The 20,190-nt window shown below is 74.7% G+C and carries 19 protein-coding genes and 6 pseudogenes; 10 read left to right on the plus strand and 15 right to left on the minus strand.

The window, feature by feature from the left end:
- The first annotated feature begins 2 nt into the window (after positions 1 to 2).
- Positions 3 to 1,243: pseudogene (locus QQK35_RS09035) on the plus strand (alpha-hydroxy acid oxidase).
- Positions 1,244 to 1,326: 83 nt separating this feature from the next.
- Here the strand turns inward: QQK35_RS09035 and QQK35_RS09040 are convergent.
- Positions 1,327 to 1,941 carry an SGNH/GDSL hydrolase family protein gene (locus QQK35_RS09040; RefSeq protein ID WP_284253881.1) on the minus strand — a complete coding sequence of 205 codons (615 nt, stop codon included), beginning with the start codon at positions 1,939 to 1,941 and terminating at the stop codon, positions 1,327 to 1,329.
- Between the two features lie 39 nt (positions 1,942 to 1,980).
- On the opposite strand from QQK35_RS09040, the gene QQK35_RS09045 reads away from it, so the two are divergent.
- From QQK35_RS09045 to QQK35_RS09055, 3 genes are read left to right on the plus strand one after another with little or no spacing between them, the layout of a single operon-like run.
- Complete coding sequence (locus QQK35_RS09045) at positions 1,981 to 2,904, plus strand: TIGR03560 family F420-dependent LLM class oxidoreductase (protein ID WP_284253882.1); 924 nt, start codon at positions 1,981 to 1,983, stop codon at positions 2,902 to 2,904.
- The gene (locus QQK35_RS09050; protein ID WP_284253883.1) at positions 2,901 to 3,551 is read left to right on the plus strand and encodes an alpha/beta hydrolase; all 651 of its coding nucleotides are present in this window, start codon (positions 2,901 to 2,903) and stop codon (positions 3,549 to 3,551) included. The genes QQK35_RS09045 and QQK35_RS09050 overlap by 4 nt, the downstream gene beginning before the upstream one ends.
- Positions 3,548 to 3,961 (plus strand): nitroreductase/quinone reductase family protein, encoded by a 414-nt coding sequence (locus QQK35_RS09055; RefSeq protein ID WP_284253884.1) that lies wholly within the window; start codon positions 3,548 to 3,550, stop codon positions 3,959 to 3,961. Before QQK35_RS09050 ends, QQK35_RS09055 begins: the two co-directional genes overlap by 4 nt.
- 70 nt (positions 3,962 to 4,031) lie before the next feature.
- Here QQK35_RS09055 and QQK35_RS09060 read toward each other — a convergent pair whose 3' ends face one another.
- From QQK35_RS09060 to ddaH, 6 genes and pseudogenes are all read right to left on the minus strand, one after another.
- Complete coding sequence (locus QQK35_RS09060; protein WP_284253886.1) at positions 4,032 to 5,174, minus strand: acyl-CoA dehydrogenase family protein; 1,143 nt, start codon at positions 5,172 to 5,174, stop codon at positions 4,032 to 4,034.
- Between the two features lie 9 nt (positions 5,175 to 5,183).
- A complete protein-coding gene (locus QQK35_RS09065) occupies positions 5,184 to 6,251 on the minus strand; it encodes a low temperature requirement protein A (RefSeq protein ID WP_431311803.1) in 1,068 nt (355 codons plus the stop codon).
- A gap of 144 nt (positions 6,252 to 6,395) precedes the next feature.
- The gene (locus QQK35_RS09070) at positions 6,396 to 6,737 is read right to left on the minus strand and encodes a hypothetical protein (protein ID WP_284253887.1); all 342 of its coding nucleotides are present in this window, start codon (positions 6,735 to 6,737) and stop codon (positions 6,396 to 6,398) included.
- Positions 6,734 to 6,919, minus strand: coding sequence for a hypothetical protein (locus QQK35_RS09075; protein WP_284253888.1), 186 nt, complete (start codon positions 6,917 to 6,919; stop codon positions 6,734 to 6,736). Before QQK35_RS09075 ends, QQK35_RS09070 begins: the two co-directional genes overlap by 4 nt.
- A 174-nt stretch (positions 6,920 to 7,093) precedes the next feature.
- The gene (locus tag QQK35_RS09080; protein WP_284253889.1) at positions 7,094 to 7,711 is read right to left on the minus strand and encodes a GNAT family N-acetyltransferase; all 618 of its coding nucleotides are present in this window, start codon (positions 7,709 to 7,711) and stop codon (positions 7,094 to 7,096) included.
- 73 nt (positions 7,712 to 7,784) lie between these two features.
- A pseudogene (gene ddaH, locus QQK35_RS09085) lies at positions 7,785 to 8,632 on the minus strand (dimethylargininase).
- 104 nt (positions 8,633 to 8,736) lie between these two features.
- Between ddaH and QQK35_RS09095 the strand changes: the two are divergent.
- Both QQK35_RS09095 and QQK35_RS09100 read left to right on the plus strand, forming a co-directional pair.
- Positions 8,737 to 9,173 (plus strand): annotated as a pseudogene (locus QQK35_RS09095) (Lrp/AsnC family transcriptional regulator).
- Positions 9,174 to 9,273: 100 nt separating this feature from the next.
- Positions 9,274 to 9,594 carry a hypothetical protein gene (locus QQK35_RS09100; RefSeq protein WP_284253892.1) on the plus strand — a complete coding sequence of 107 codons (321 nt, stop codon included), beginning with the start codon at positions 9,274 to 9,276 and terminating at the stop codon, positions 9,592 to 9,594.
- Here QQK35_RS09100 and QQK35_RS20410 read toward each other — a convergent pair.
- The 5 genes and pseudogenes from QQK35_RS20410 to QQK35_RS09115 form a co-directional block, all read right to left on the minus strand.
- Positions 9,579 to 9,749: pseudogene (locus QQK35_RS20410) on the minus strand (ABC transporter ATP-binding protein); the annotation flags it as partial. The gene QQK35_RS09100 and the pseudogene QQK35_RS20410 overlap by 16 nt on opposite strands.
- A 55-nt stretch (positions 9,750 to 9,804) precedes the next feature.
- Positions 9,805 to 10,002: pseudogene (locus QQK35_RS20415) on the minus strand (ATP-binding cassette domain-containing protein); the annotation flags it as partial.
- Positions 9,999 to 10,840, minus strand: a pseudogene (locus tag QQK35_RS09105) (ABC transporter permease). The pseudogenes QQK35_RS09105 and QQK35_RS20415, both read right to left, overlap by 4 nt.
- Positions 10,812 to 11,603, minus strand: a complete 792-nt coding sequence (modA, locus tag QQK35_RS09110; RefSeq protein ID WP_284253893.1) for a molybdate ABC transporter substrate-binding protein — start codon at positions 11,601 to 11,603, stop codon at positions 10,812 to 10,814. The pseudogene QQK35_RS09105 and the gene modA overlap by 29 nt, the downstream one beginning before the upstream one ends.
- Entirely contained in the window at positions 11,604 to 12,011 is a 408-nt protein-coding gene (locus QQK35_RS09115; RefSeq protein ID WP_284253894.1) for a TOBE domain-containing protein, read from the minus strand. It lies immediately after the preceding gene.
- 238 nt (positions 12,012 to 12,249) lie between these two features.
- Between QQK35_RS09115 and QQK35_RS09120 the strand changes: the two genes are divergently transcribed.
- The 4 genes from QQK35_RS09120 to QQK35_RS09135 are packed head-to-tail and all read left to right on the plus strand — an operon-like array spanning position 12,250 to position 15,861.
- Positions 12,250 to 13,326 (plus strand): ThiF family adenylyltransferase, encoded by a 1,077-nt coding sequence (locus QQK35_RS09120; protein ID WP_284253895.1) that lies wholly within the window; start codon positions 12,250 to 12,252, stop codon positions 13,324 to 13,326.
- Between the two features lie 15 nt (positions 13,327 to 13,341).
- Positions 13,342 to 14,520, plus strand: coding sequence for a molybdopterin molybdotransferase MoeA (locus QQK35_RS09125; protein ID WP_284253896.1), 1,179 nt, complete (start codon positions 13,342 to 13,344; stop codon positions 14,518 to 14,520).
- The gene (gene moaCB / locus QQK35_RS09130; RefSeq protein ID WP_284253897.1) at positions 14,517 to 15,455 is read left to right on the plus strand and encodes a bifunctional molybdenum cofactor biosynthesis protein MoaC/MoaB; all 939 of its coding nucleotides are present in this window, start codon (positions 14,517 to 14,519) and stop codon (positions 15,453 to 15,455) included. Before QQK35_RS09125 ends, moaCB begins: the two co-directional genes overlap by 4 nt.
- Positions 15,448 to 15,861, plus strand: coding sequence for a molybdenum cofactor biosynthesis protein MoaE (locus QQK35_RS09135; protein ID WP_284253898.1), 414 nt, complete (start codon positions 15,448 to 15,450; stop codon positions 15,859 to 15,861). The genes moaCB and QQK35_RS09135 overlap by 8 nt, the downstream gene beginning before the upstream one ends.
- A 7-nt stretch (positions 15,862 to 15,868) precedes the next feature.
- Here the strand turns inward: QQK35_RS09135 and QQK35_RS09140 are convergent, their stop codons facing one another.
- From QQK35_RS09140 to cydB, 3 genes are read right to left on the minus strand one after another with little or no spacing between them, the layout of a single operon-like run.
- Entirely contained in the window at positions 15,869 to 17,086 is a 1,218-nt protein-coding gene (locus QQK35_RS09140; protein ID WP_284253899.1) for an ATP-binding cassette domain-containing protein, read from the minus strand.
- Positions 17,083 to 19,134 carry an ATP-binding cassette domain-containing protein gene (locus QQK35_RS09145; RefSeq protein ID WP_284253900.1) on the minus strand — a complete coding sequence of 684 codons (2,052 nt, stop codon included), beginning with the start codon at positions 19,132 to 19,134 and terminating at the stop codon, positions 17,083 to 17,085. The genes QQK35_RS09140 and QQK35_RS09145 overlap by 4 nt, the downstream gene beginning before the upstream one ends.
- Positions 19,135 to 19,145: 11 nt before the next feature.
- A complete protein-coding gene (gene cydB, locus QQK35_RS09150) occupies positions 19,146 to 20,174 on the minus strand; it encodes a cytochrome d ubiquinol oxidase subunit II (protein ID WP_284253902.1) in 1,029 nt (342 codons plus the stop codon).
- Between the last annotated feature and the right edge of the window lie 16 nt (positions 20,175 to 20,190).

Here is a 20,190-nt window from a genome sequence, read left to right on the forward strand (position 1 = left end):
CCATGGTCCAGCGCCAGTTCCCGAAGCCCGCCCAGGTCTTCGAGCTCATGAAGTTCAAGAAGCCGGTCTGGAGCGCGAAGGAGCGCCGGCTCAGCGCCGCGCTCACGATCGACGACCTCCGCCTGATCGCGAAGCGGCGCACACCGAGGGCCGCGTTCGACTACACCGACGGCTCCGCCGACGACGAGATCTCGCTCACCCGTGCGCGCCAGGCCTTCCAGGACATCGAGTTCACGCCCGGCATCCTGCGCGGGATGTCGGACGACGTCGACACGACCCGCACGATCCTCGGGGGCCCCTCCGCTCTCCCGTTCGCGATCGCGCCGACCGGCTTCACGCGCCTCATGCAGACCGAGGAGAGACCGCGGGGGCCGCAGCGGCGGGGGCGGCCGGCATCCCGTTCACGCTGTCGACGCTCGGCACGACGTCGATCGAGAACGTCAAGGCCGCCAACCCCGGCGGCCGCAACTGGTTCCAGCTCTACGTCATGCGCCAGCGCGAGATCTCGTACGGCCTCGTCGAGCGCGCGGCGAAGGCCGGCTTCGACACCCTGCAGTTCACCGTCGACACCCCGGTCGCCGGCGCGCGGCTGCGCGACAAGCGCAACGGGTTCTCGATCCCGCCTCAGCTCACGCTCGGCACGATCGTCAACGCGATCCCGCGCCCATGGTGGTGGGTCGACTTCCTGACGACCCCCAAGCTCGAGTTCGCGTCGCTCTCCTCCACCGGCGGCACGGTGGGCGAGCTGCTCGACGCCGCCATGGACCCGTCGATCTCGTTCGCCGACCTCGACGTCATCCGGGGCATGTGGTCGGGCAAGATCGCGATCAAGGGCGTGCAGTCGCTCGAGGACGCGAAGAAGCTCGCCGACCTCGGGGTCGACGCGATCATCCTGTCGAACCACGGCGGCCGCCAGCTCGACCGGGCGCCGATCCCGTTCCGGCTGCTGCCGCACGTCGTGCGCGAGGTCGGCGACGACGTCGAGATCGGCGTCGACACCGGCATCATGTCGGGCGCCGACATCGTCGCGGCGATCGCGCTCGGCGCCGACTTCACGATGATCGGCCGCGCCTACCTCTACGGCCTCATGGCCGGCGGCCGCGCCGGCGTCGACCGCACGATCGCGATCCTCGCCGACCAGCTGCGACGCACGATGAAGCTGCTGGGCGCCGCCTCGCTCGACGAGCTGACGCCCGCGATGGTGACCCAGCTGCAGCGCCTGGTGCCGGTCGCCGCGCCCTGACCGCTGCACCCCGACCTCCGGGCGGCGGCGCTGTGGTGGTCGCCGCCGCCCGGTCGCACACCGGCACGCGTCGCCATCCCGCGCTAGGACGACGCCTGCGACTCCGCCCCGAGCCACGCGCCCGCGATGAGCGTCGCGCCGAGCTCGGTGGGGTGCACGCCGTCGGCGGCGAGCGCCTCCTCGCCGTACTGCCGGGCGGCATCCGCCATCACCTGGGCGAGCGGCACGAAGCCGGCGCCGAACTCGTCGGCCAGCCGGCGGACCACGGCGCGCTTGGCATCCAGGTCCTCCTCGGCCCAGTGCTTCTGGGCCGACGTGACCGGCGCGACGAACGGCTCGACCAGGATGACCCGCGGCGCGATCGTCTCGTGCGCGCGCTTCAGGATGGTGCGGTAGTCGTCCTCGAACGCCTCGGCCGTCGTGGGGTCGCCGCTGTCGTAGCGGCGCCAGGTGTCGTTGATGCCGACGTACACGGTCAGGATCTCGGGATCGTGGTCGAGCGCGTCCGCCTTCCAGCGCGCCCGCAGGTCGCGCACCCGGTTGCCGCCGATCCCGGTGTTGACGATCGGCCGCTCGTCGCCGCGCTGGGCGAGCTCGGTCGCGACCATCCGCACCCAGCCGTGGCCGAGACCCTCGGGATCCTCGCGGCGCCCCGCGTCGGTGATGCTGTCGCCGATGAACACCAGGGGCCGCGCCATGTGGTCAGCCTAGGTCGCGGGGCAGGCGAGGATGGACCCGTGGAATTCTGCATCTTCGTCGAGCCGCAGGAGGGGCTGACCTGGGAGCAGCTCGCCACGATCGCGCGGGAGACGGAGCGCCTCGGTTTCGACGGCTTCTTCCGCTCCGACCACTACATCGCCCCCGATCGCGCGCTGCGCGGCGCCCCCGCGATCTCCGACGCCTGGACGACGCTGGCCGGCCTCGCGGTCGCGACGGAGCGCGTGCGGCTCGGCACGCTCGTGACGCCGGTGACCTTCCGGCATCCGGGCGCGCTCGCGGTGCAGGTGGCGAACGTGGATGCCATGTCGGGCGGGCGCGTGGAGCTCGGGTTCGGCGCGGGCTGGAACGCTCCGGAGCACGCGGCCTACGGCATCCCGTTCCCCGGCAAGCGCTTCGGCCTGCTCACGGAGGCGCTCGAGGTCATGACCGGGCTGTGGGCGACCGCGCCCGGCGAGACGTTCTCGTTCGAGGGCGAGCACCTCCGCCTCGACCGCGCCCTCGGGGTGCAGCGCCCCGTGCAGGACGCGATCCCGCTCATCATCGGCGGGGGCGGCGCCACCCGCACCCCGGCGCTGACCGCCCGGTTCGCGACCGAGTACAACACCGGATGGGAGCCGGATGCCGTGATCGCCGAGCGCTTCGCCCGCGTCGTCGCCGCGTGCGAGGCGGCCGACCGCGACCCGGAGACGCTCGGCCTGTCGGTCGCCCTCACGGCCACGATCGGCGCGACCCCCGCCGACGCGGATGCGCGGGCCCGCGCGATCGGGCTCGACCCGGCCCGGCAGCGCACGCACGGCCTGCACGGCACGCCCGCGCAGGTCGCCGACCGTATCGCCGACCTGGCCGGGCTCGGCGCCGGACGCGTCTACCTGCAGCTGCTCGACCCCACCGATCTCGAGCAGCTCGAGCTGCTCGTCGAGGCGACGCAGGCCGCCGGATGAGCGCCGGCGACCTCGTCATCGTGCTGCCGGGCGGGGGCTACGGCACGCACGCGCCGCACGAGGCCGAGCCGGTCGCCGAGTGGTTGGAGGGCCTGGGCGTCGCGGCGAGCGTGTTCCGCTACCCGGTCGCGACCCGGCACCCGGGTCCGCTGAACGCGGTGCGCGCCGAGGTGCGCCGGGCACGAGCAGCCGGCGCGACGCGAGTGGCGCTGCTCGGGTTCTCGGCGGGCGGACATGCGGCCGGGATGGCGGCCCTCGCCCCCACGGCGGCGCCCGACGAGCGCGTCGACGCCGCGATCCTGTGCTACCCGGTCGTGTCGATGCAGCTGGCCACCCACGCGGGGTCGCGCCAGAACCTGCTGGGGGACGCCCCGACGGACTCCGAGCGCGCCGCGACCTCGCTCGACCGGCTCGTCACGCCGCAGGCGCCGCCGTTCTTCGTGTGGCACACCGTCGCCGATCGGGCGGTGCCGGTCGAGCATTCGTACCTGCTCGGCTCGGCCCTCGCGGCGGCCGGGGTGCCGCATGAACTGCACGTGTTCCCCGACGGGGTGCACGGCATCGGGTTCGGCGCGGATGTGCCCGGAGCGAACGCGTGGCCGCGGCTCTGCGCCGACTGGCTCGAGCGCGGAGGATGGGTCACATGAGCAACTGGAACGACACCGTGCTGCAGCAGTTCCACGACAACGGCGGGTTCGTCGAGCGGTTCGGCCGCCGGCTCGTCGTACTGCACACGATCGGGGCGAGGTCGGGCGCGCCGCGGGAGAACCCGGTGATGGGGCTGCCGGAGGGCGACGGCTGGATCGTGGCCGCCACCTTCGCGGGCCAGCCGGTGGATCCGGCCTGGGCGCACAACCTGCGGGCGCACCCGGATATCGACGTCGAGGTCGCCCTGCCCGACGCCGGGATCGAGAAGCACGCCGTGCATGCGACCGAGGTGGCGGAGCCCGAGCGCTCCGAGCTGTGGAAGCGGTTCCTGGCCGCGTCACCCGGGTTCGCGTCGTACGAGGAGAAGACCGACCGGGCGTTCCCGATCTTCCACCTGACGCCGCGCTAGATCTGATCGACCGACGGCCGAGACGGCCGTCGGCGCTGGCGTCGCGGCGGAGGCCAGAAATGGCCTCCGCTCATAGCTCCAGCGCGCCGAGGAGGTTCGTCGCGACGGTGGAGTGCACCGACTCCGTGTCGGAGGGGTGGTAGATGCCCGCGAGCACGTCGCGCTGCAGGCGGGCGAGCTCGCTGCCGGCGCCGTACCCGCCGCCGCCCGCGAGCCGCATCGCCTGGTCGACGACGTAGCGCGCCGTCTCGGTCGCGCGGTGCTTGGCGCCGGTGAGCTTGCGGAACCAGTCCCCGCCGTGGTTCACGAGGCCGTCGACGTCGGCGGCGAGGGTCTCGAGGTCGGGGGCGAGCGCGTCGAGGGCGAGCGCGGCATCCGCGACCCGCCAGCGCAGGTCGGGGTCCTGCGCGTAGGAGAGCCCGGTGCGCATCGAGGTGCGCCGCCTCGTCGCCTCGACGCCGAGCACGAGCGCCCGGTCGGCGATCCCGGCGTAGACCGATCCGATCAGCAGGAGGAAGTTCGCGAAGATCGCGAACACGAACGGGTCGGCGTTCGGTCCGATCGGCAGGAACCGCGAGATCCGCTCGTCGGGGACGAACGCCCCCTCGAGCCGCGTCGTGTTCGACTGCGTCGCGCGCATGCCGAGGGTGTCCCAGTCGTCGAGCGTCGTGACGCCGGGGGCGTCGGACCCCGCCGCGTCGCGGGTCAGGAACCCGTGCACGAGCCGCGGCCCGTCCGGGCCGTCCTCCTGCCGCCCGAACACGCCGAGGCGGGTCCACGCCGGGGCGAGCGAGGTGAAGATCTTGGTGCCCGTGAACGCGAAGCCGCCCTCGACCGCGTCGACGCGGGTGCGCGAGTCCCACAGCACGAGGTCGTTGCCCGGCTCGCTGTTGCCGAACGCGAACAGCTCGCCGGCCTCGGCATCCCGCAGCACCCAGTCCAGGGAGCCGTCGCCGCGCTCGTGCAGCACCCGCGCGACCCCGGTCCAGACCAGGTGCATGTTGATGCCGAGCGCGGTCGCCGGAGCGTACGCGGCGAGCAGCCGCTGGTCGCGCGCGGTCTCCAGCAGCGGGCGCGGCGCGAGATAGCCGGCCTCCCGGAGCGCATCGAGATCCTCGGTGAAGAACGCGTTGTCGCGGTCGTAGCCGGCGGCGCGCGACCGGATGCCGTCGAGCAGCTCCGGGGTCAGCGCGCGGGATTCCTGGGTCGCCACGCGCCCAGGCTAGTCAACGGGCGCCGGTGCCGCGCGGGTTCCGGCCGCGATCGCGGTGGCGACCGACGCGGCGGCCACCAGGGCGATCGCGACGACCGAGCCGGCGATCCCGAGCACGGGGGCCAGCGCGCCGCCCCCGAGCACGAGCACGGCGGCCGGGATCGCGACCGCCGCCGGGAACCCCGGGCGATCCAGCAGCGGCGCGTGCAGCGCCCAGATCAGCAGGAGGGCGGCTCCCGCCGGCACGGCGAGCGACAGGCCGACCACGAGCTGCTCGCCCGGGGCGGGCCGCGCCCCCACCTGCACGGCGGCATCGAGCGCCGCACCCACCGCCGCGAGCGCGGCGAACAGCAGGTAGTGGCCGTAGCCCCAGACGAACGAACGCTGCCGCCGACGCGCGAGCCCCTCCCCGGCGGGCTGCAGGAAGTAGGCCCACCAGAGCGCGACGAGCAGCACGAATCCGGCGATCGCGATCGTGACGAGCGGCGCGGTGACGCCGTGGGCGGCGAGCGCCGCATGCAATCCGTTGACCGCGGCGAGCACGGTCTCGCCGAGCAGGATCAGCACGAACAGTGCGTACCGCTCGGCGATGTGGTGCGGATGCCACGCCAGCCCGCGCCCCCGCTCCGCCCACAGCGGCGTCGCGAACTCGAGCACGACGAGCACGAGGAACGTCGGCAGGAACAGCCACCCGACGTCCGGCAGCAGCAGCCGAGCGCACCACAGGATCTGCACCACGAGAACGCCGCCGCCGTAGCGGAGGGCGACCGGCCGCCCCTCGGGATGCTCGATCGCCGCCCGCACCCAGAGCGCGATCTGACCCAGGCGCATGATGACGTAGCCGAGTGTGACGACCGCGAAGTCGTCGTGCGCGAACGCGTTCGGCACGCCGGCCGCGAGCACGAGCACGCCGGCCATCTGCAGCACCGCGAGCAGGCGGTACACGACGTCGTCGGTGTCGTACGCCGAGGCGAACCAGGTGAAATTGATCCAGGCCCACCAGATCGCGAAGAACACGAGCAGGAACGGGATGATCCGCGGCGCCACCGTGCCGTGCTCGATCGACGGAGCGAGCACGGCGACGAGCGAGCCGACCGCGACGACGAAGACGAGGTCGTAGAGGGCCTCGAGGGGCTGGATGCCCGGAACGCCTCGGTCGTGTCGCGCGCCCGCATCCGGATGTGCACGGGCCCGCGCCGGATCATGCGGTGAGCCTAGAGCTCAGAGCGCCACGGCCACGATCGTCGCGATCAGACCGGTCAGCTGGCCGGCGAGCAGGAACACGGCGATCCCGATCGCCGCGCCCGGCGACGCCTTCGAGACGCCCGGGCGCAGCGCGGCGACGACGCCGATGACGAGCGCCGCGATCGACAGCAGCCCGATGGGCACGGCCACCCCGATGACGACGGCGGCGAACGGCGTGCCGCCCCGCACCTGCATCAGGAGCTGGATCGGAGCGGCGGCCACGCCGGCGACCGCGGCCACGATCGCCAGGACGAGCGCCACGACGCCCAGGGTGTTGGATGCCGGTCGCGGTGCCGCCAGCGCGGCCACCTCGCTCATCGCGGCACCAGCGCATTCGCGACGCTCGAATCGAGCGCGAAGACGAGCACGGTGGTCGCGGCCGAGGTGATGCCGACCGCCATGCCGGCCGCGGCGAGGCCGTGCGGCGATCCCGGCCGCGTGACCCCGATGATGCCGATCGCGGCCGCGGCGAGGGCCAGCACGAGTCCGACGACGTCCATCGCGTTGAGCGCGCCCGCGATCGAGGCGGGTGACAGGTGCGCCGTCTGCGCCAGGGTCGGCAGCGCGACGGCGACGATCCGGCCGGCCAGCGAGCAGCACGATGCCGGCGAGCACGATCGACAGGATCCCGAACGGAGCCCGGGCCGACGATGCGGCGGGGATGGCGGGGGCGGTCATGCCGGCAGCCTACGGGCGCTCCCGAGCCCCTTCTCGTCGGCCCGACGCGCTGCCCACTCGTCGTCGAGGATCGCCCACACGCCCGTGTCGGCCCAGCCTCCGGGTGCGCGCGGCTCGCGCAGGTCGCGCACGAAGCGCGCCTCCTCGCGCATGCCGAGACGTCGGCAGAGCGCGATGGACGCGTCGTTGCGGGGATCGAGCTCGGCGCGCACGCGGTGCATCCCGAGCCGGCCGAAGGCGAGATCGAGCAGGGCCGTCGCCGCCTCCCGTGCGTAGCCGCGCCCCTGCGCATCCGGATGCAGCGTCCATCCGATCTCCGCGCCGAGGTTCTCGACACTGTGCAGGTGCAGGTACATGTGCCCCACGACGCGACCGTCGAGCTCGACCGCCGGCTCGATCCAGTCGCCGTCCTGCTCGAGCCGGGTATGCGCCGTGCACAGCGTGATCGCCTCGGCGACCTGCTCGCGGGTGCGCGCGGGGTGCAGCAGGAACTCACTCACGTCGTCCCTGCCCTGGTAGTCGAGCACGTCATCCAGGTCGGCCGGCGTCATGGTGCGCAGTCGCAGGCGGTCCGTGCGGAGGGGCTCGAAGTCCCAGGGGAGGCCGGCGCTCACGCGATCGACGCTAGCGGGCGCCGGGTGCGGCCCACCAGCACGGCGTCAGCCGCGCCGCCTCACCAGCGCACCCTCACCAGCGCAACTCGAGCGTGCAGCACTTCACCCCGCCGCCGCCGAGCAGCAGCTCGCTGAGGTCGATGCCGTGCGGCACGTAACCGCGCTCGCGCAGCGACGCCTCGAACCCCGCCGCCCGGGACGCGATGACGACGTTGCGGCCGTCGCTGAACGAGTTGAGTCCGAGCACCGCGGCATCGTCGTCGCCGACCAGCACCGAGTCGGGGTAGCGCTCCTCGAGGATCTCGAGCGATGCGCGATCGAACGCGGACGGCAGATAGGCGATGCCGGGGTGCTCGGGGTCGGGGTCCAGCACCGAGAGCGCGGTGTCGAGGTGGTAGAACGACGGGTTCACGAGCCTCAACGTCACGACCTCGCGGCCGAAGATGCGCCGCAGCTCGTCGTGGCTGCCGGCGTCGGAGCGGAAGCCGGTGCCCGCCAGGATCGCGTCGCCGACGAGCAGGAAGTCGCCCTCCCCTCGTTGACCGACACGGGCTCCGCGACCTCGAAGCCGTGCTCGCGGAACCAGTCCATGTACGCCGGCCCCTCCGGCCCGCGCTCCGGGTACTGGAACCGGGCGCCGTAGGCCATGCCGTCGAGCGTGAAGCCGCCGTTGGCCGCGTAGACCATGTCGGGCAGGCCGGGCAGCGGATCGATGAGCTCGATCCGGTAGCCGAGCGACGCGTACAGGTCGTGGAGCGTCTGCCACTGGGTGAGCGCGAGGCTCGTGTCGGTCGGGTCCTCGGGATGCATCCACGGGTTGATCCGGTAGCTCACCGTGTAGAACTCGGGGCGGCACATGAGCACGGTGCGCCGGGTCGCGATGCGCTCGTGGCGCGTGGAGGCCGGGGACGTCATCGTCATGGTTCGATGCTCGCACGCACCCATCCGGCGATTCCCGGCAGACGGCGCAATGCTCGCGCGTGGTTCCGGGGTCAGACGCAAGGAACCCGCGTACGCTCGACGTCGTGGACAGCCTCGACTACGGGATCATCGACCTCCTTCGGCAGAACTCCCGCGCCGGATACGCCGACATCGGCGATCGCGTGGGGCTGTCGGCGTCCGCCGTCAAACGCCGGGTGGACCGGCTCGTGGCGGAGGAGTCATCCGCTCGTTCACGGTGCAGGTCGACCCCGCCGTCGACGGCAACACCACCGAGGCGTATGTCGAGCTGTTCTGCCGCGGCACCGTCGCGCCCGACGAGCTGAAGCGGATCCTGACCGGCGTGCCGGAGGTCGTCGACGCGTACACGGTGACCGGTTCGGCCGACGCGGTCGTGCACATCCGCTCGCGCGACATCCCGAGCCTGGAGGACGCGCTCGAACGGGTGCGGATCGCGCCCAGCGTCGACCACACGCGCAGCGCGATCGTGCTGTCCCACCTCATCCACCGCCACTACGACTGATCGCTCGCCGGCGCCGGCGCGCCCTCCTCCGGATCCGATCGGCACTTCGCCATCCGTCCGGGTGCGCGCGGGCTGCATCGGATGGCGAACCATCGATCGGATGCGTTCATCGCCGCTGACCGCCTTCGGCGACGAGGCGCTCGACGTACGGGGTCGCGGGGGCGGCGCGCAGCTCGGCGAGCGCGCCGCGCTGGGTGACGGCGCCGCGCTCCAGCACGACGACGTCGTCGGCGAGCGCCGCCACGTCGGCGACGCTGTGCGTGACGACGACGACCGGGATGCCGAGCCCCGCAGCCGCCCGGCCAGCTCGGCGCGCAACCCGGCCCGCAACTCCACGTCGAGGGCGGCCATCGGCTCGTCGAGCAGCAGGACCGCCGGTTCGGCGGCGAGCGCGCGGGCGAGCGCGACGCGCTGCGCCTGACCGCCCGAGAGCTCGCGCGGGTAGCGGTCGGCGAGGCCGGCGAGGTCGTAGCGGTCGAGCCAGGCCTCGGCGGCCGCGCGGCCCCGGCGCCGTCCGAGCTCGAGCCGTCTCGCGAAGGCGACGTTGTCGCGCACGGTCAGGTGGCGGAACAGCACGAGGTCCTGGAACAGCAGCCCGACCCCCGGCGCTCCGGCGGCAGCGGTACGAGGTCGTGCCCCCGACCTCGATCGTCCCGTGCGCCGGCAGCAGTCCCGCGATCGCGCTCAGGATGCTGGACTTGCCCGCGCCGTTCGGCCCCACCAGCGCGAGCGGCCGGCCCGCCTCCGCCTCGAAGGCCGCGCGGATGACGGTGTCACCGCGGTGCACCACGAGGTCCGCTGTGAGCGCGCCGCCCACGCCCCCGCTCATCCGCGCACCCCGGGCAGCCAGCGGTCGCGCAGGGTCAGCAGCACCGCCACCGACACCGCGATGAGCACGAGCGCGATCGCGATGGCCTCGTCGGGGTCGGACTCCAGCGCGAGGTAGCTCGCGATCGGCAGGGTGCGTGTCGTGCCGGGGAAGCTGCCGGCGAACGTGATCGTCGCGCCGAACTCGCCGAGTGCCCGGGCGAAGCACAGCACCGCACCCGCCGCGATGCCGGGGGCGACCGACGGCACCGTGACGAAGCGGAAGACCTGCAACGGTCGGGCACCGAGGGTGGCGGCCGCGGCCTCCGCGCGCCGGTCGCTCGCGCGCAGCGCCCCTCGACCGCGAAGACCAGGAACGGCATCGCGACGAAGGTCTGCGCGATGACGACGGCGCCGGTCGTGAACGGGATCGTGACGCCGACAGCCGCGAGAGCGCCGCCGAGCACGCCGCTGCGGCCCAGAAGCATGAGGAGGGCGATGCCGCCGACGACCGGCGGCAGCACCATCGGGATCGTCACCGCCGCGCGCAGCAGTCGCCGCGGCACCGCCGGCCACGACTCGGCGCGCGCGAGCACGATCGCCAGCGGCACCCCGAGCACGAGGCACAGCGCCGTCGAGATCGCGGCGGTGAGCAGCGACAGGCCGAGCGCCTGCAGCACGTCGCCGCGGGCGACGAGACCGCCGAGCGCGGCCCAGGGCGTCCGGATGAGCACGGCCACGAGCGGCAGCACGAGCAGCGCGAGACCGAGCGCCGCCACGATCCAGACGACGACCGAGGGTCCGCGCCGCCGCGCCGCGCGGGGCGTGTCCCTACGCGGACGGCGGACCGAAGCCGGCATCCCGCAGCACCTTCCTGCCCTCGGGGCCGAGCACGTAGCGCACGAACGCGGCCGCCGCCGCCGGATGCGGTGCGTGACTCAGCACGACGATCGGGTAGCGGTTGATCACCGTCGCCGCCTCGGGCACGGCGACCGTCTGCACGTCGCCCGCGGCCGCCTTGGCGTCGGTGACGTAGACGAGCCCGGCATCGGCCTCATCGAGCTCGACCTTGGTGAGCACCTGCTTGACGTCCTGCTCGAGGCTCACCGGTGTGACGTGCACGCCGGTCTTCTGCAGCAGGGCCTTCGCGGCCGCGCCGCACGGCACGGTGACGTCGCACAGGATGGTCGTCACCCCGGGCTTCGCGAGGTCGGCGAGCGACGTGATGTGCGCCGGGTTGCCCTTCGGCACGATCAGCTCGAGCACGTTCGTCGCGAACTCGGTGGGGTGGCTGGCGAGACCGGCCCGTGTCACCGTCGTCATGGGCTCGTCCGCGGCCGAGGCGAACACGTCGGCCGGTGCCCCCTGCACGATCTGCTGGGCGAGGGCGCCACTGCCGCCGTAGGCGGTCTGCACGGTGACACCGGGGTGCCGCTTCTCGAAGCCTGCCGCGAGCGCGTCGAACGACTCGGTGAGCGATGCCGCGGCGAGCACCGTGACGCCGCCGGCGAGCGTGTGCGTCGGGGGATGGGGCGCCGGGCTCGACGAGGCGCCGCCGGTGCACCCGGCGAGGGCGACGGCGAGCGCGGTCGCGGTCGCGGCGACGGCGAGCGGATGGCGCACTCAGCCCTCCGGGAGCAGCTCGACGACGACGTTGGTGGCCTTCACGCTCGCCGAGGCGAGCATCCCGGGCTCGAGGCCGAGCTCGTCGGCCGCCTCCCGGGTCATGAGCGACACCACGCGGAAGGGGCCCGCCTGCAGGTCGACCTGCGCCATGACGCCGTCCTTGACGACGTGCGTCACGAGGCCGACGAACCGGTTGCGGGCCGATGTCGCCGCGACCGGGAACGCCTCGGCCATCGCCGCGCGGGCGGGATGCTCGGTGAGCAGCGGCACGAGGTCGGAGCCCTCGACGGTCTGCCGTGTGCCGTCGTGCCGGATCGGCAGCCGGCCCGACTCGCCCCAGCGCCGCACCGTGTCGTCGCTGACGCCGAGCAGCGCGGCTGCCTCGGCGATCCGGAATCGCGTCATGGTCCCTCCGCATCCGCGGGTGTATGACCCCACGTTAGCCGCACCTGCGGGAGGACGCTCGAGCGGCCTCGGCACCCCGGGAGCCGCGCCAGCGGAGCGCCCACGTTTGCACCATTTTGGCCAGCACACCCGTGCCCAGGTGATGCAGACATGGGCGCTCGGCATCTGGCACCCGGCGCTCGGCATCCGGCGCACGGGGGCGTCAGCGGTGTCCGGCCGAAGTTGCGAGAATCGGGGGATGGCGGTGGACGCGGGCGGTGACCGGTTCCTGCGCCAGCGCGCCCTCCTCGGGTTCGGCCGCCCGGCGCAGGAGCGCCTCGCCGCCGCCCGGATCGCGGTGATCGGCGCCGGGGGACTCGGCAGCGCCGTGCTCCCGGTGCTCGCGGGCGCCGGCGTCGGCGCGATCGCCATCGTCGACGACGACACCGTCGACCTCGCGAACCTGCACCGGCAGACCCTGTACACCGCGGCCGACGTGGGGCGCGGCAAGGCCGAGGCGGCGGCAGTTGCTCTCGCCCGGATGGCCCCGGATGCCGAGATCACTCCGCTCGCCGTGCGGTTCACGCCCGACACGGCCTCGCTCCTCGACGACGTCGACCTCGTCGTCGACGGGAGCGATGCCCTCGCCACCCGCTACCTCGCGGACGACGCGGCGGCCGAGCGCGACATCCCGCTCGTGTGGGGGTCGGCGCTCGGCTGGGCCGGCCAGGTCGGGGTCGCCTGGGAACGGTACGGCGTCGGCTACCGCGACCTCTACCCGGAGCCCGCCGACGACCTCGCCGGCGACACCTGCTCGACGGTCGGCGTGCTGCCGTCGGTGTGCACGGTCATCGGGGGCCTCATGGCGTCGGAGGCGCTCAAGCTGCTCAGCGGCTCCGGCGATCCGCTCCTCGGCCGCGCGATCGTGTACGACGCGCGCCGCGGCGACCTGCGCGAGATCGCCTACCGTCGCGAGGGCGAGCCGGTGCGCCGGATGCCGGCGGCGCCCGTCCCGCACGAGACGGTCAGCCCCGCCGAGCTCGCCGCGCTGCTCGGCACGCCCGCCGGCGCCCCGGTGCTACTCGACGTTCGCGAAGACGAGGAGGTCGCGCGCGTGACGCTGCCGGGCGCCCGGCACATCCCGCTCGGCGACCTCGAGCGCCGGGTCGGCGAGCTCGACCCGGATGCCGCCACCGTCGTCTACTGCCACCTCGGCGTACGCTCCGCCCACGCGCTCGACGTGCTCGCCGCGGCCGGGTTCCGCCGCGCGCGGCATCTCGCCGGCGGCATCGACGCGTACGCCGCGCAGGTCGACCCCGCCCTCGCACGGTACTGAGGGCGCGGCACGGACATGGCGCGCACCCCCGTCGAGACCCACGCCGCGCGCGTGCGGGAGCTGCTCGCGCCGTTGCGGGAGCGCGGCACCGAGACGGTCGGGCTGCCCGATGCGCTGGGGCGGGTGCTCGCCGAGGCGGCGCGCTCGCCGATCGCGCTGCCTCCGTTCCGCAATTCGCAGATGGACGGGTTCGCCGTGCGGGCCGCGGACCTGCCGGCGACGCTGCCGATCCGCGGGGAGGTCGCGGCATCCCCGGGCGAGCCCGCCGCCCTCGCGCCCGGATCGACCGTGCGGATCATGACCGGCGCCCCGGTGCCGGTGGGCGCGGATGCGATCGTTCCGGTCGAGGCCGCCGCGATGGTGGGCGATGCGGTGCGCCTTCCCGCGACGGCGGCCGGCGCGTACGTGCGCGAGGCCGGGTCGGACCTGGCCGCGGGCGACGTCGTCGTGCCGGGCGGCATTCGGCTCGCGTCGCGGCACCTCGCGGCGCTCGCCGCCGCCGGCCTGACCGACGTTGACGTCACGACCCAGCCGCGCATCGCGATCATCAGCACGGGCAGCGAGCTGGCCGAGCCGGGCGCGCCGCTCGCGTTCGGGCAGATCCCGGATGCCAACGGCGTCGCGCTCGACGCCGCGTCCCGCGCCTCCGGGGCCACGGTCGTGCACCGCGGTCGCGTCGCCGACGCCCCCGATCGGCTCGCGGCAGAGCTCGACGCCGCCCTCGCCGCGGGCGCGGAACTCGTGCTGACGAGCGGCGGCGTCTCGATGGGGGCGCACGAGGTCGTGCGCGACCTGCTCGAGCCGCTCGGCGCGCACGTCGACGTGCTCGCGATGCAGCCGGGTGGTCCGCAGGCGACGGCATCCTGGCGGGGCGTGCCGGTCGTGTGCTTCCCGGGCAACCCGGTCTCAAGCCAGGTGAGTTTCGAGCTGTTCGTGGCGCCGATGCTGCGCGAGGTCGCGGGGCTGCCCGCGGCCGCGGCCTCACACGCGCCGCTGGCGGCGGCGCTCACATCGCCGCCCGGCAAGCGGCAGTACCTGCGCGGGCGGCGTCGAGACGACGGCGCGGTCGAGACGGTGTCGGGCCCGGGCTCGCATCTCGTGGCGGGCCTCGCCGCCGCCGAGCTGCTGCTGGTCGTGCCCGAGGAAGTGACCGCCCTCGCGGCGGGCGACATGGTGGAGGTGCGGGCGCTGTGAGCGGATTGAGTCACGTCGACGACGAGGGGCGGGCGCGCATGGTCGATGTCGGCGGCAAGCCGGTGACCCGGCGCACCGCGGTCGCGAGCGGCCGGCTCGACACGACCGCGGAGGTGATCGGCCTCGTGCGCGACGAGCGGATGCCCAAGCGCGACGTGCTCGCGACGGCGCGGCTCGCCGGCATCCAGGGCGCCAAGCGCACGAGCGAGCTGATCCCGCTCGCCCATCCGCTGCCGCTCGACACGGTCGAGGTCGAGGTCGAGCTGCACGACACGTGGATGGCGATCTCGGCCACCGCGGTCGTCACCGGCCGCACCGGGGTCGAGATGGAGGCGCTGACCGCGGTCGCGGTCGCGGGACTCACGCTGCACGACATGGTCAAAGCGGTCGATCCCGGGTGCGTGCTCGGCGACATCCGGCTCGTTTCGAAGACGGGCGGCAAATCGGACATCGGGGTCGCGAATGTGAGCGACGCGGCGATCGTGCTGGTGTCGTCGACGCGCGCCGCGGCGGGCGAGCGGGAGGACGCGACCGGCCCGGCGATCGCGGAATGGGCGTCGGCCCAGGGACTCGCTCCCGAGGTGCGCGTCGTCGCCGACAAGGAGATCGCGTCGGCGCTGCGCGCGGCGGTGTCCGAACGTCCGGCCCTCGTCGTGACGACCGGCGGCACCGGGGCGTCCCCGAGCGATCGCACGCCGGAGGCCACCCTCGCCGTGATCGAGCGCGAGCTGCCGGGGGTCGCCGAGGCGATCCGTGCGGCCGGCCTCGCGAAGGTGCCGACCGCCGCGCTGTCCCGCGGCGTGGCGGGACTGGCGGGCGGCACGATCGTCGTCAACCTGCCCGGGTCGACGGGCGGCGTGCGCGACGGCCTCGGCGTGCTCGACGCGCTGCTGCCGCACCTGCGCGACCAGCTGGCCGGAGGCGACCATGCCTGACGTGCTCAGCCGGATCGTCGACGGCCCGATCGACCGCGCCGAGCTCGAGACGTTCGCCCGCACCGATCGCGACGGGGCGGTGGTCGCGTTCGAGGGCGTCATCCGGAATCACGACCACGGCGACGCGGTGTCGGCGCTCGACTACCGCGCGCATCCCGATGCCGCCGCCTTCCTCGAGCGGATCTGCACCGAGGTCGCGGAGTCGACCGGTCTGCGCATCGCGGCGGCGCACCGCATCGGGCGGCTCACGATCGGCGACGTCGCCCTCGTCGCGGTCGTCGCCGCGCCGCATCGCGCGGAAGCGTTCGCCGCGTGCTCCCGACTCGTCGACGAGATCAAGGCCGGCGTGCCGATCTGGAAGAAGCAGCAACTCGCCGACGGCGAGACGGAGTGGGTCGGCCTGTAGGCGCCGACTACTCGGCCACCGGCAGGCGGGAGCGCCCCAGCGTCAGCACCCGATCCTCGGGCAGCCGGTCTGCCGCGCGGTGCGAGACGAGCACCACGATGCGGTCGCCGGCGGCGCGCCGCACGTCGCGCATGACGGCATCCGCGGTGGCGTCGTCGAGGTGCGCGGTCGGCTCGTCGAGCACGAGCACGTCGCAGCGGCGCAGGATCGCGCGGGCGACCGCGAGACGCTGGCGTTCACCGCCCGAGAGCGCCGATCCGTGCCGGCCGACGCGGAGGTCCAGGCCCTCGGCGGCGTCGGCGACCACACGGTCGAGGCCGACCGAGGCGAGCACCGCGTGCATCTCGTCCTCCGTCACTGGGTCGGTGCGCGGGCGCGCGACGAGCAGGTTGGCGCGCACGGTCGAGTCGAAGACGTGCGCCTCCTGCGGGCACCACGCGACCCGGGCGCGCCAGGCGTCACGGTCGACGTCGCGCAGGTCGCTGCCGCCGGCCAGCACGGCGCCGTGCGCGGGCCGGAGGTCGCCCAGCAGCGCGGTGACGAGCGTGGTCTTGCCCGCGCCGGACGCGCCGTCCACCACGAGCCAGCCCGGGGCCACGACCTCGGCGTCGAGACCGGTGACGACGGGTCGACCGTCGTCCCAGGCGAGGGCGAGGTCGCGCAAGGCGAGTCGGCGCACCACCGGTGGCAGGTCGGCACCGGCTGCCGCGACGGCAGCCCCGGCGGTTCCGGATGCCCCTCCCGCGGCGAGCCGCGACAGCACCGCCCGCAGCGCCGGGATCCGCTGCGCCGCCACCGCGGCGGACGCGACCGGCTCGAGGCAGGCGAGCACGAGGAGCGCGGCGACCGCGGCCGCCTCGGCGGTCGGCGCGAGGAGTGGGGCGAGCACGGCGGCGGTCCCGGTGCCGATCCCGGCGACGAGGGATGCCGCGGCGGCGACCGACGCCTGCCGGCGTTCGCGGCGCTCCTGCATCCGGCCCAGGCGGTCCACGACGTCGACCGCGGCGGCGTCGGCTCCGACGGCGCGCAGGTCGTCGGCCGCGTCGGCGAGCGCGGCGACGCGAGTGGTCAGCGCGGTCGCGCCCGCGACGAGCGCGCGCTGGTCACGGCGGCCGGCGAGCCAGGCCAGCAGCGGCGCGACGACGCCGGTGACCGCGAGCGCGACGGCCACCGGCCAGGCGGTGGGCGCGACCGCGGTGACGACCGCCGCGGACGCGAGCGTCACGAGCACGCCCCCGCGAGCGGGGTCAGCACCCGCGGCAGCAGGTCGCGAAGCTGCGCCGGCAGGTTCACGAGCAGGTCGAGCGCGCGGCCCGCGTCGCGCGCGCCCCGGGCGGCCGCGCCGCGCTCGGCGAGACCGGTCCAGAGCCGCAGCCGCAGCCGGTCGACGAGCGCGAGCGCGGCGGCGTGACCGACGAGCCGCTCGGCGTACCGGGCGACGGCGCGACCGAGTCCGAAGAACCGCACGCCGACGATCGCGACGAGGAGGTACATGATCGCGGGCTCGGCGGCCGCGCGCACGATGAGCCATCCCGAAACGGCCGTGAGGGCGAGAGACATTCCGCTTGCGATCGCTCCGAGGAGGATCGCGAGCAGCCAGCGCGCGACCGCGTGGGGCGCGCGAGGCGTTCGGGTCGCGGCAGGCGCGGCGGGCGAGGGCTCAACCGGGGCGACGGCCGGAGCCGCCACGGTGCCACCCGCGGGCTCCGCGCTGATCGCGGGCGGCATCCACGCGGCCTCGCCCGCCGTCGCCGCACCGCCGAGGTCGATGACGAGCCCCGCATCGGCGCGCATCCGGGGATCGTGGCTGGAGACCAGCACGAGCAGCGGCGCCGCCCGCCGCCGGACCGCCGCGAGCACCCGCTCCGCGTTGACGGCGTCGAGGTGCGCCGTCGGCTCGTCCAGCACCAGAACGCGCGCGCCGGCGTCGGCCCGGGCGAGCGCCCGCGCGACGGCGAGCCGCCGCTGCTCGCCGGGGCTCAGCCGCCCGATGGGCGCGTCGCCGAGCCCCGCGAGATCGAGCTCGGCGAGCACCTGCCCGTGCCCCGGGCCCACGAGCGCGAGTTCGGCGAGCGGGGTCGCGGCCGCGAACCGCGGCGTCTGCCGCACCATGGCGATCCCGTCGCGCGGGATGCCGACGACGGCGCCGTCGACCTCGGCGCCCGCTCCGGCGATCCCCGCGATCGCGTCGAGCAGCGTCGACTTGCCCGCGCCGCTCGGCCCGGTCACCGCGACGACGCCCCGGCGCGGCAGTCGCGCGTTCACCGGTCCGACCGTCGCGCGCCCCGGATGCCGCACCGTGAGCCCGACGAGTCCCGGCCGGCCGAGGCGGCGCTCGGCCACGGCGCGCGTCCGATCGAGCACGGCCCGCACCCGGCGCAGCGCCGCGAGGCCGTCCTGCGCCTGGTGGTACGCCGCGCCGACCTCGCGCAGCGCCGAGAAGCAGTCCGGGGCGAGCAGCAGCACCAGGAGCGCCGCGTCGAGCCCCACCGAACCGGAGAGCAGCCGAAGCCCCAGGGTGACCGCGACGACCGCGACCGACAGCATCCCGACCAGTTCGAGCGCGAGCGCCGACAGCAGCGCGCTGCGCAGGGTGCGCTGCAGCCGGCGGCGGTAGCCGTCCTGCACCGCGGCGAGCGCCCCGGTCTGCTCGGCGGCGCGGCCGAGCCCGACCAGCACCGGAAGCCCCTCCGCGAGCTCGACCAGATGCTCGGCGAGCCGGGTCAGGGCCGAGGCCGCCGCGTCGGCCCGCTCGCGGCTGTGCAGACCGATGAGCACCATGAACACCGGCACGAGCGGCAGCGTCACGGCGACGATGAGGGCGCTGAGCGGGTCGGAGATCAGGATGCGCAGCCCGAGCGCCGCGGGGATCACGAGCGCCGACACCGCGGCCGGCAGCACCGTTCCGAGGTAGGCGTCGAGGTCGTCGAGCCCGTGCCCGGCGAGCAGCGCCTCCTCCGCACCGCGCCCGCCCTCCGCGGCCACGTGCCGCACGAGCCGCTCGCGCCAGCGGCGCTTGGTCGCGGCGGCGATCCGGCCGGCGAGCGCCCCGGATGCCCAGGACGCGACGGCGCGCAGCAGCACCCCGGCGACGCCCGGCAGCACCTCGGCGATCGTCGGCGCGTGGCCGGCGGCGATACCCGTCACAGCGGCCGCGATCGACCCCGCGATGAGCACGAGCGCCACCGCGCGCAGGCCGGCGAGCGCCGTCAGCGCGGCGATGCCCGCGCGGGCGCCGGGTCCGATGTCGGCGGTGATGCGCGTGCGCCCCACCCGCGCCCCTGTCATCGCCGCACCGCGGCCACGACCGGATGCGCCGCCGGGATGTGCTCCGGCCGCACCCGCCGCCGGAACACCCACACGCTCCACGCCTGGTACGCGATCACGAACGGCAGCGCGCACGCCGTGATGACGCTCATCACCCCGAGCGTGTAGTCGCCGCTCGCGGCGTTGGAGATCGTGAGATCGAAGGCGGGGTCGATCGTCGAGGGCAGCACCACCGGGTACACGGCGGTGAAGATGGATGCCGCCCCCGCGGCGAGGAAGATCGCGAGACCGATGAACGCCCACCCCTCCCGCCGGGCCCGCGCGGCGAGCCAGCCGAGCACGACCGCGAGGACCGCGACGCCCACGAGCGTCCAGGAGGCGGGGCCGCCGTGCTGCACCTGCACGAGCAGCACCCAGCCGATCAGGGGCAGCAGCGCGACCGGCGCCATCCGCGCGGCGTCTCGCCCCGCCCGCTCGCGCACCGGCCCGTCGGTCTTCAGCGCGAGGAAGTTCGCGGCATGGACGAGGCAGAATCCCACGACCGCGAGCCCGCCCAGCACCGCCGCGGGGCTGAACCACGCCAGCGGCCCGCCGACCCGGTCGCCGTTCGCGTCGATCGGGAGGCCGGTGGTGGTGAGCGCGAGGGCGGCGCCCACGCCGAAGGCCGCGACGAACGACCCGAGGCCGATCGCCCAGTCCCACGCGCGGGTGGCCCGGGCGCTGTGCATCTTGCCGCGGTACTCGATCGCGACGGCCCGGAAGATCAGGCCCAGCAGCAGGAACACGAGCGGCACGTAGAGGGTGGAGAACAGGGCCGCGTACCAGAGCGGGAACGCGGCGAAGGTCGCGGCGCCGGCGACGATGAGCCAGACCTCGTTGCCGTCCCAGATCGGGCCGATCGTGTTGAGCATCACGCGGCGGTCGTTCTCGCTCCGCGAGCGCACCAGCAGATGCATCCCGACGCCGAGGTCGAATCCCTCCAGCAGCAGGTAGCCGATCCACAGGATCGCGATGGCGACGAACCAGACGGTGGGCAGGACGTCCATGGGCTTCTCCGATTCC

Source organism: Pseudolysinimonas kribbensis, assembly GCF_030161895.1.
Taxonomy (GTDB): domain Bacteria; phylum Actinomycetota; class Actinomycetes; order Actinomycetales; family Microbacteriaceae; genus Pseudolysinimonas; species Pseudolysinimonas kribbensis.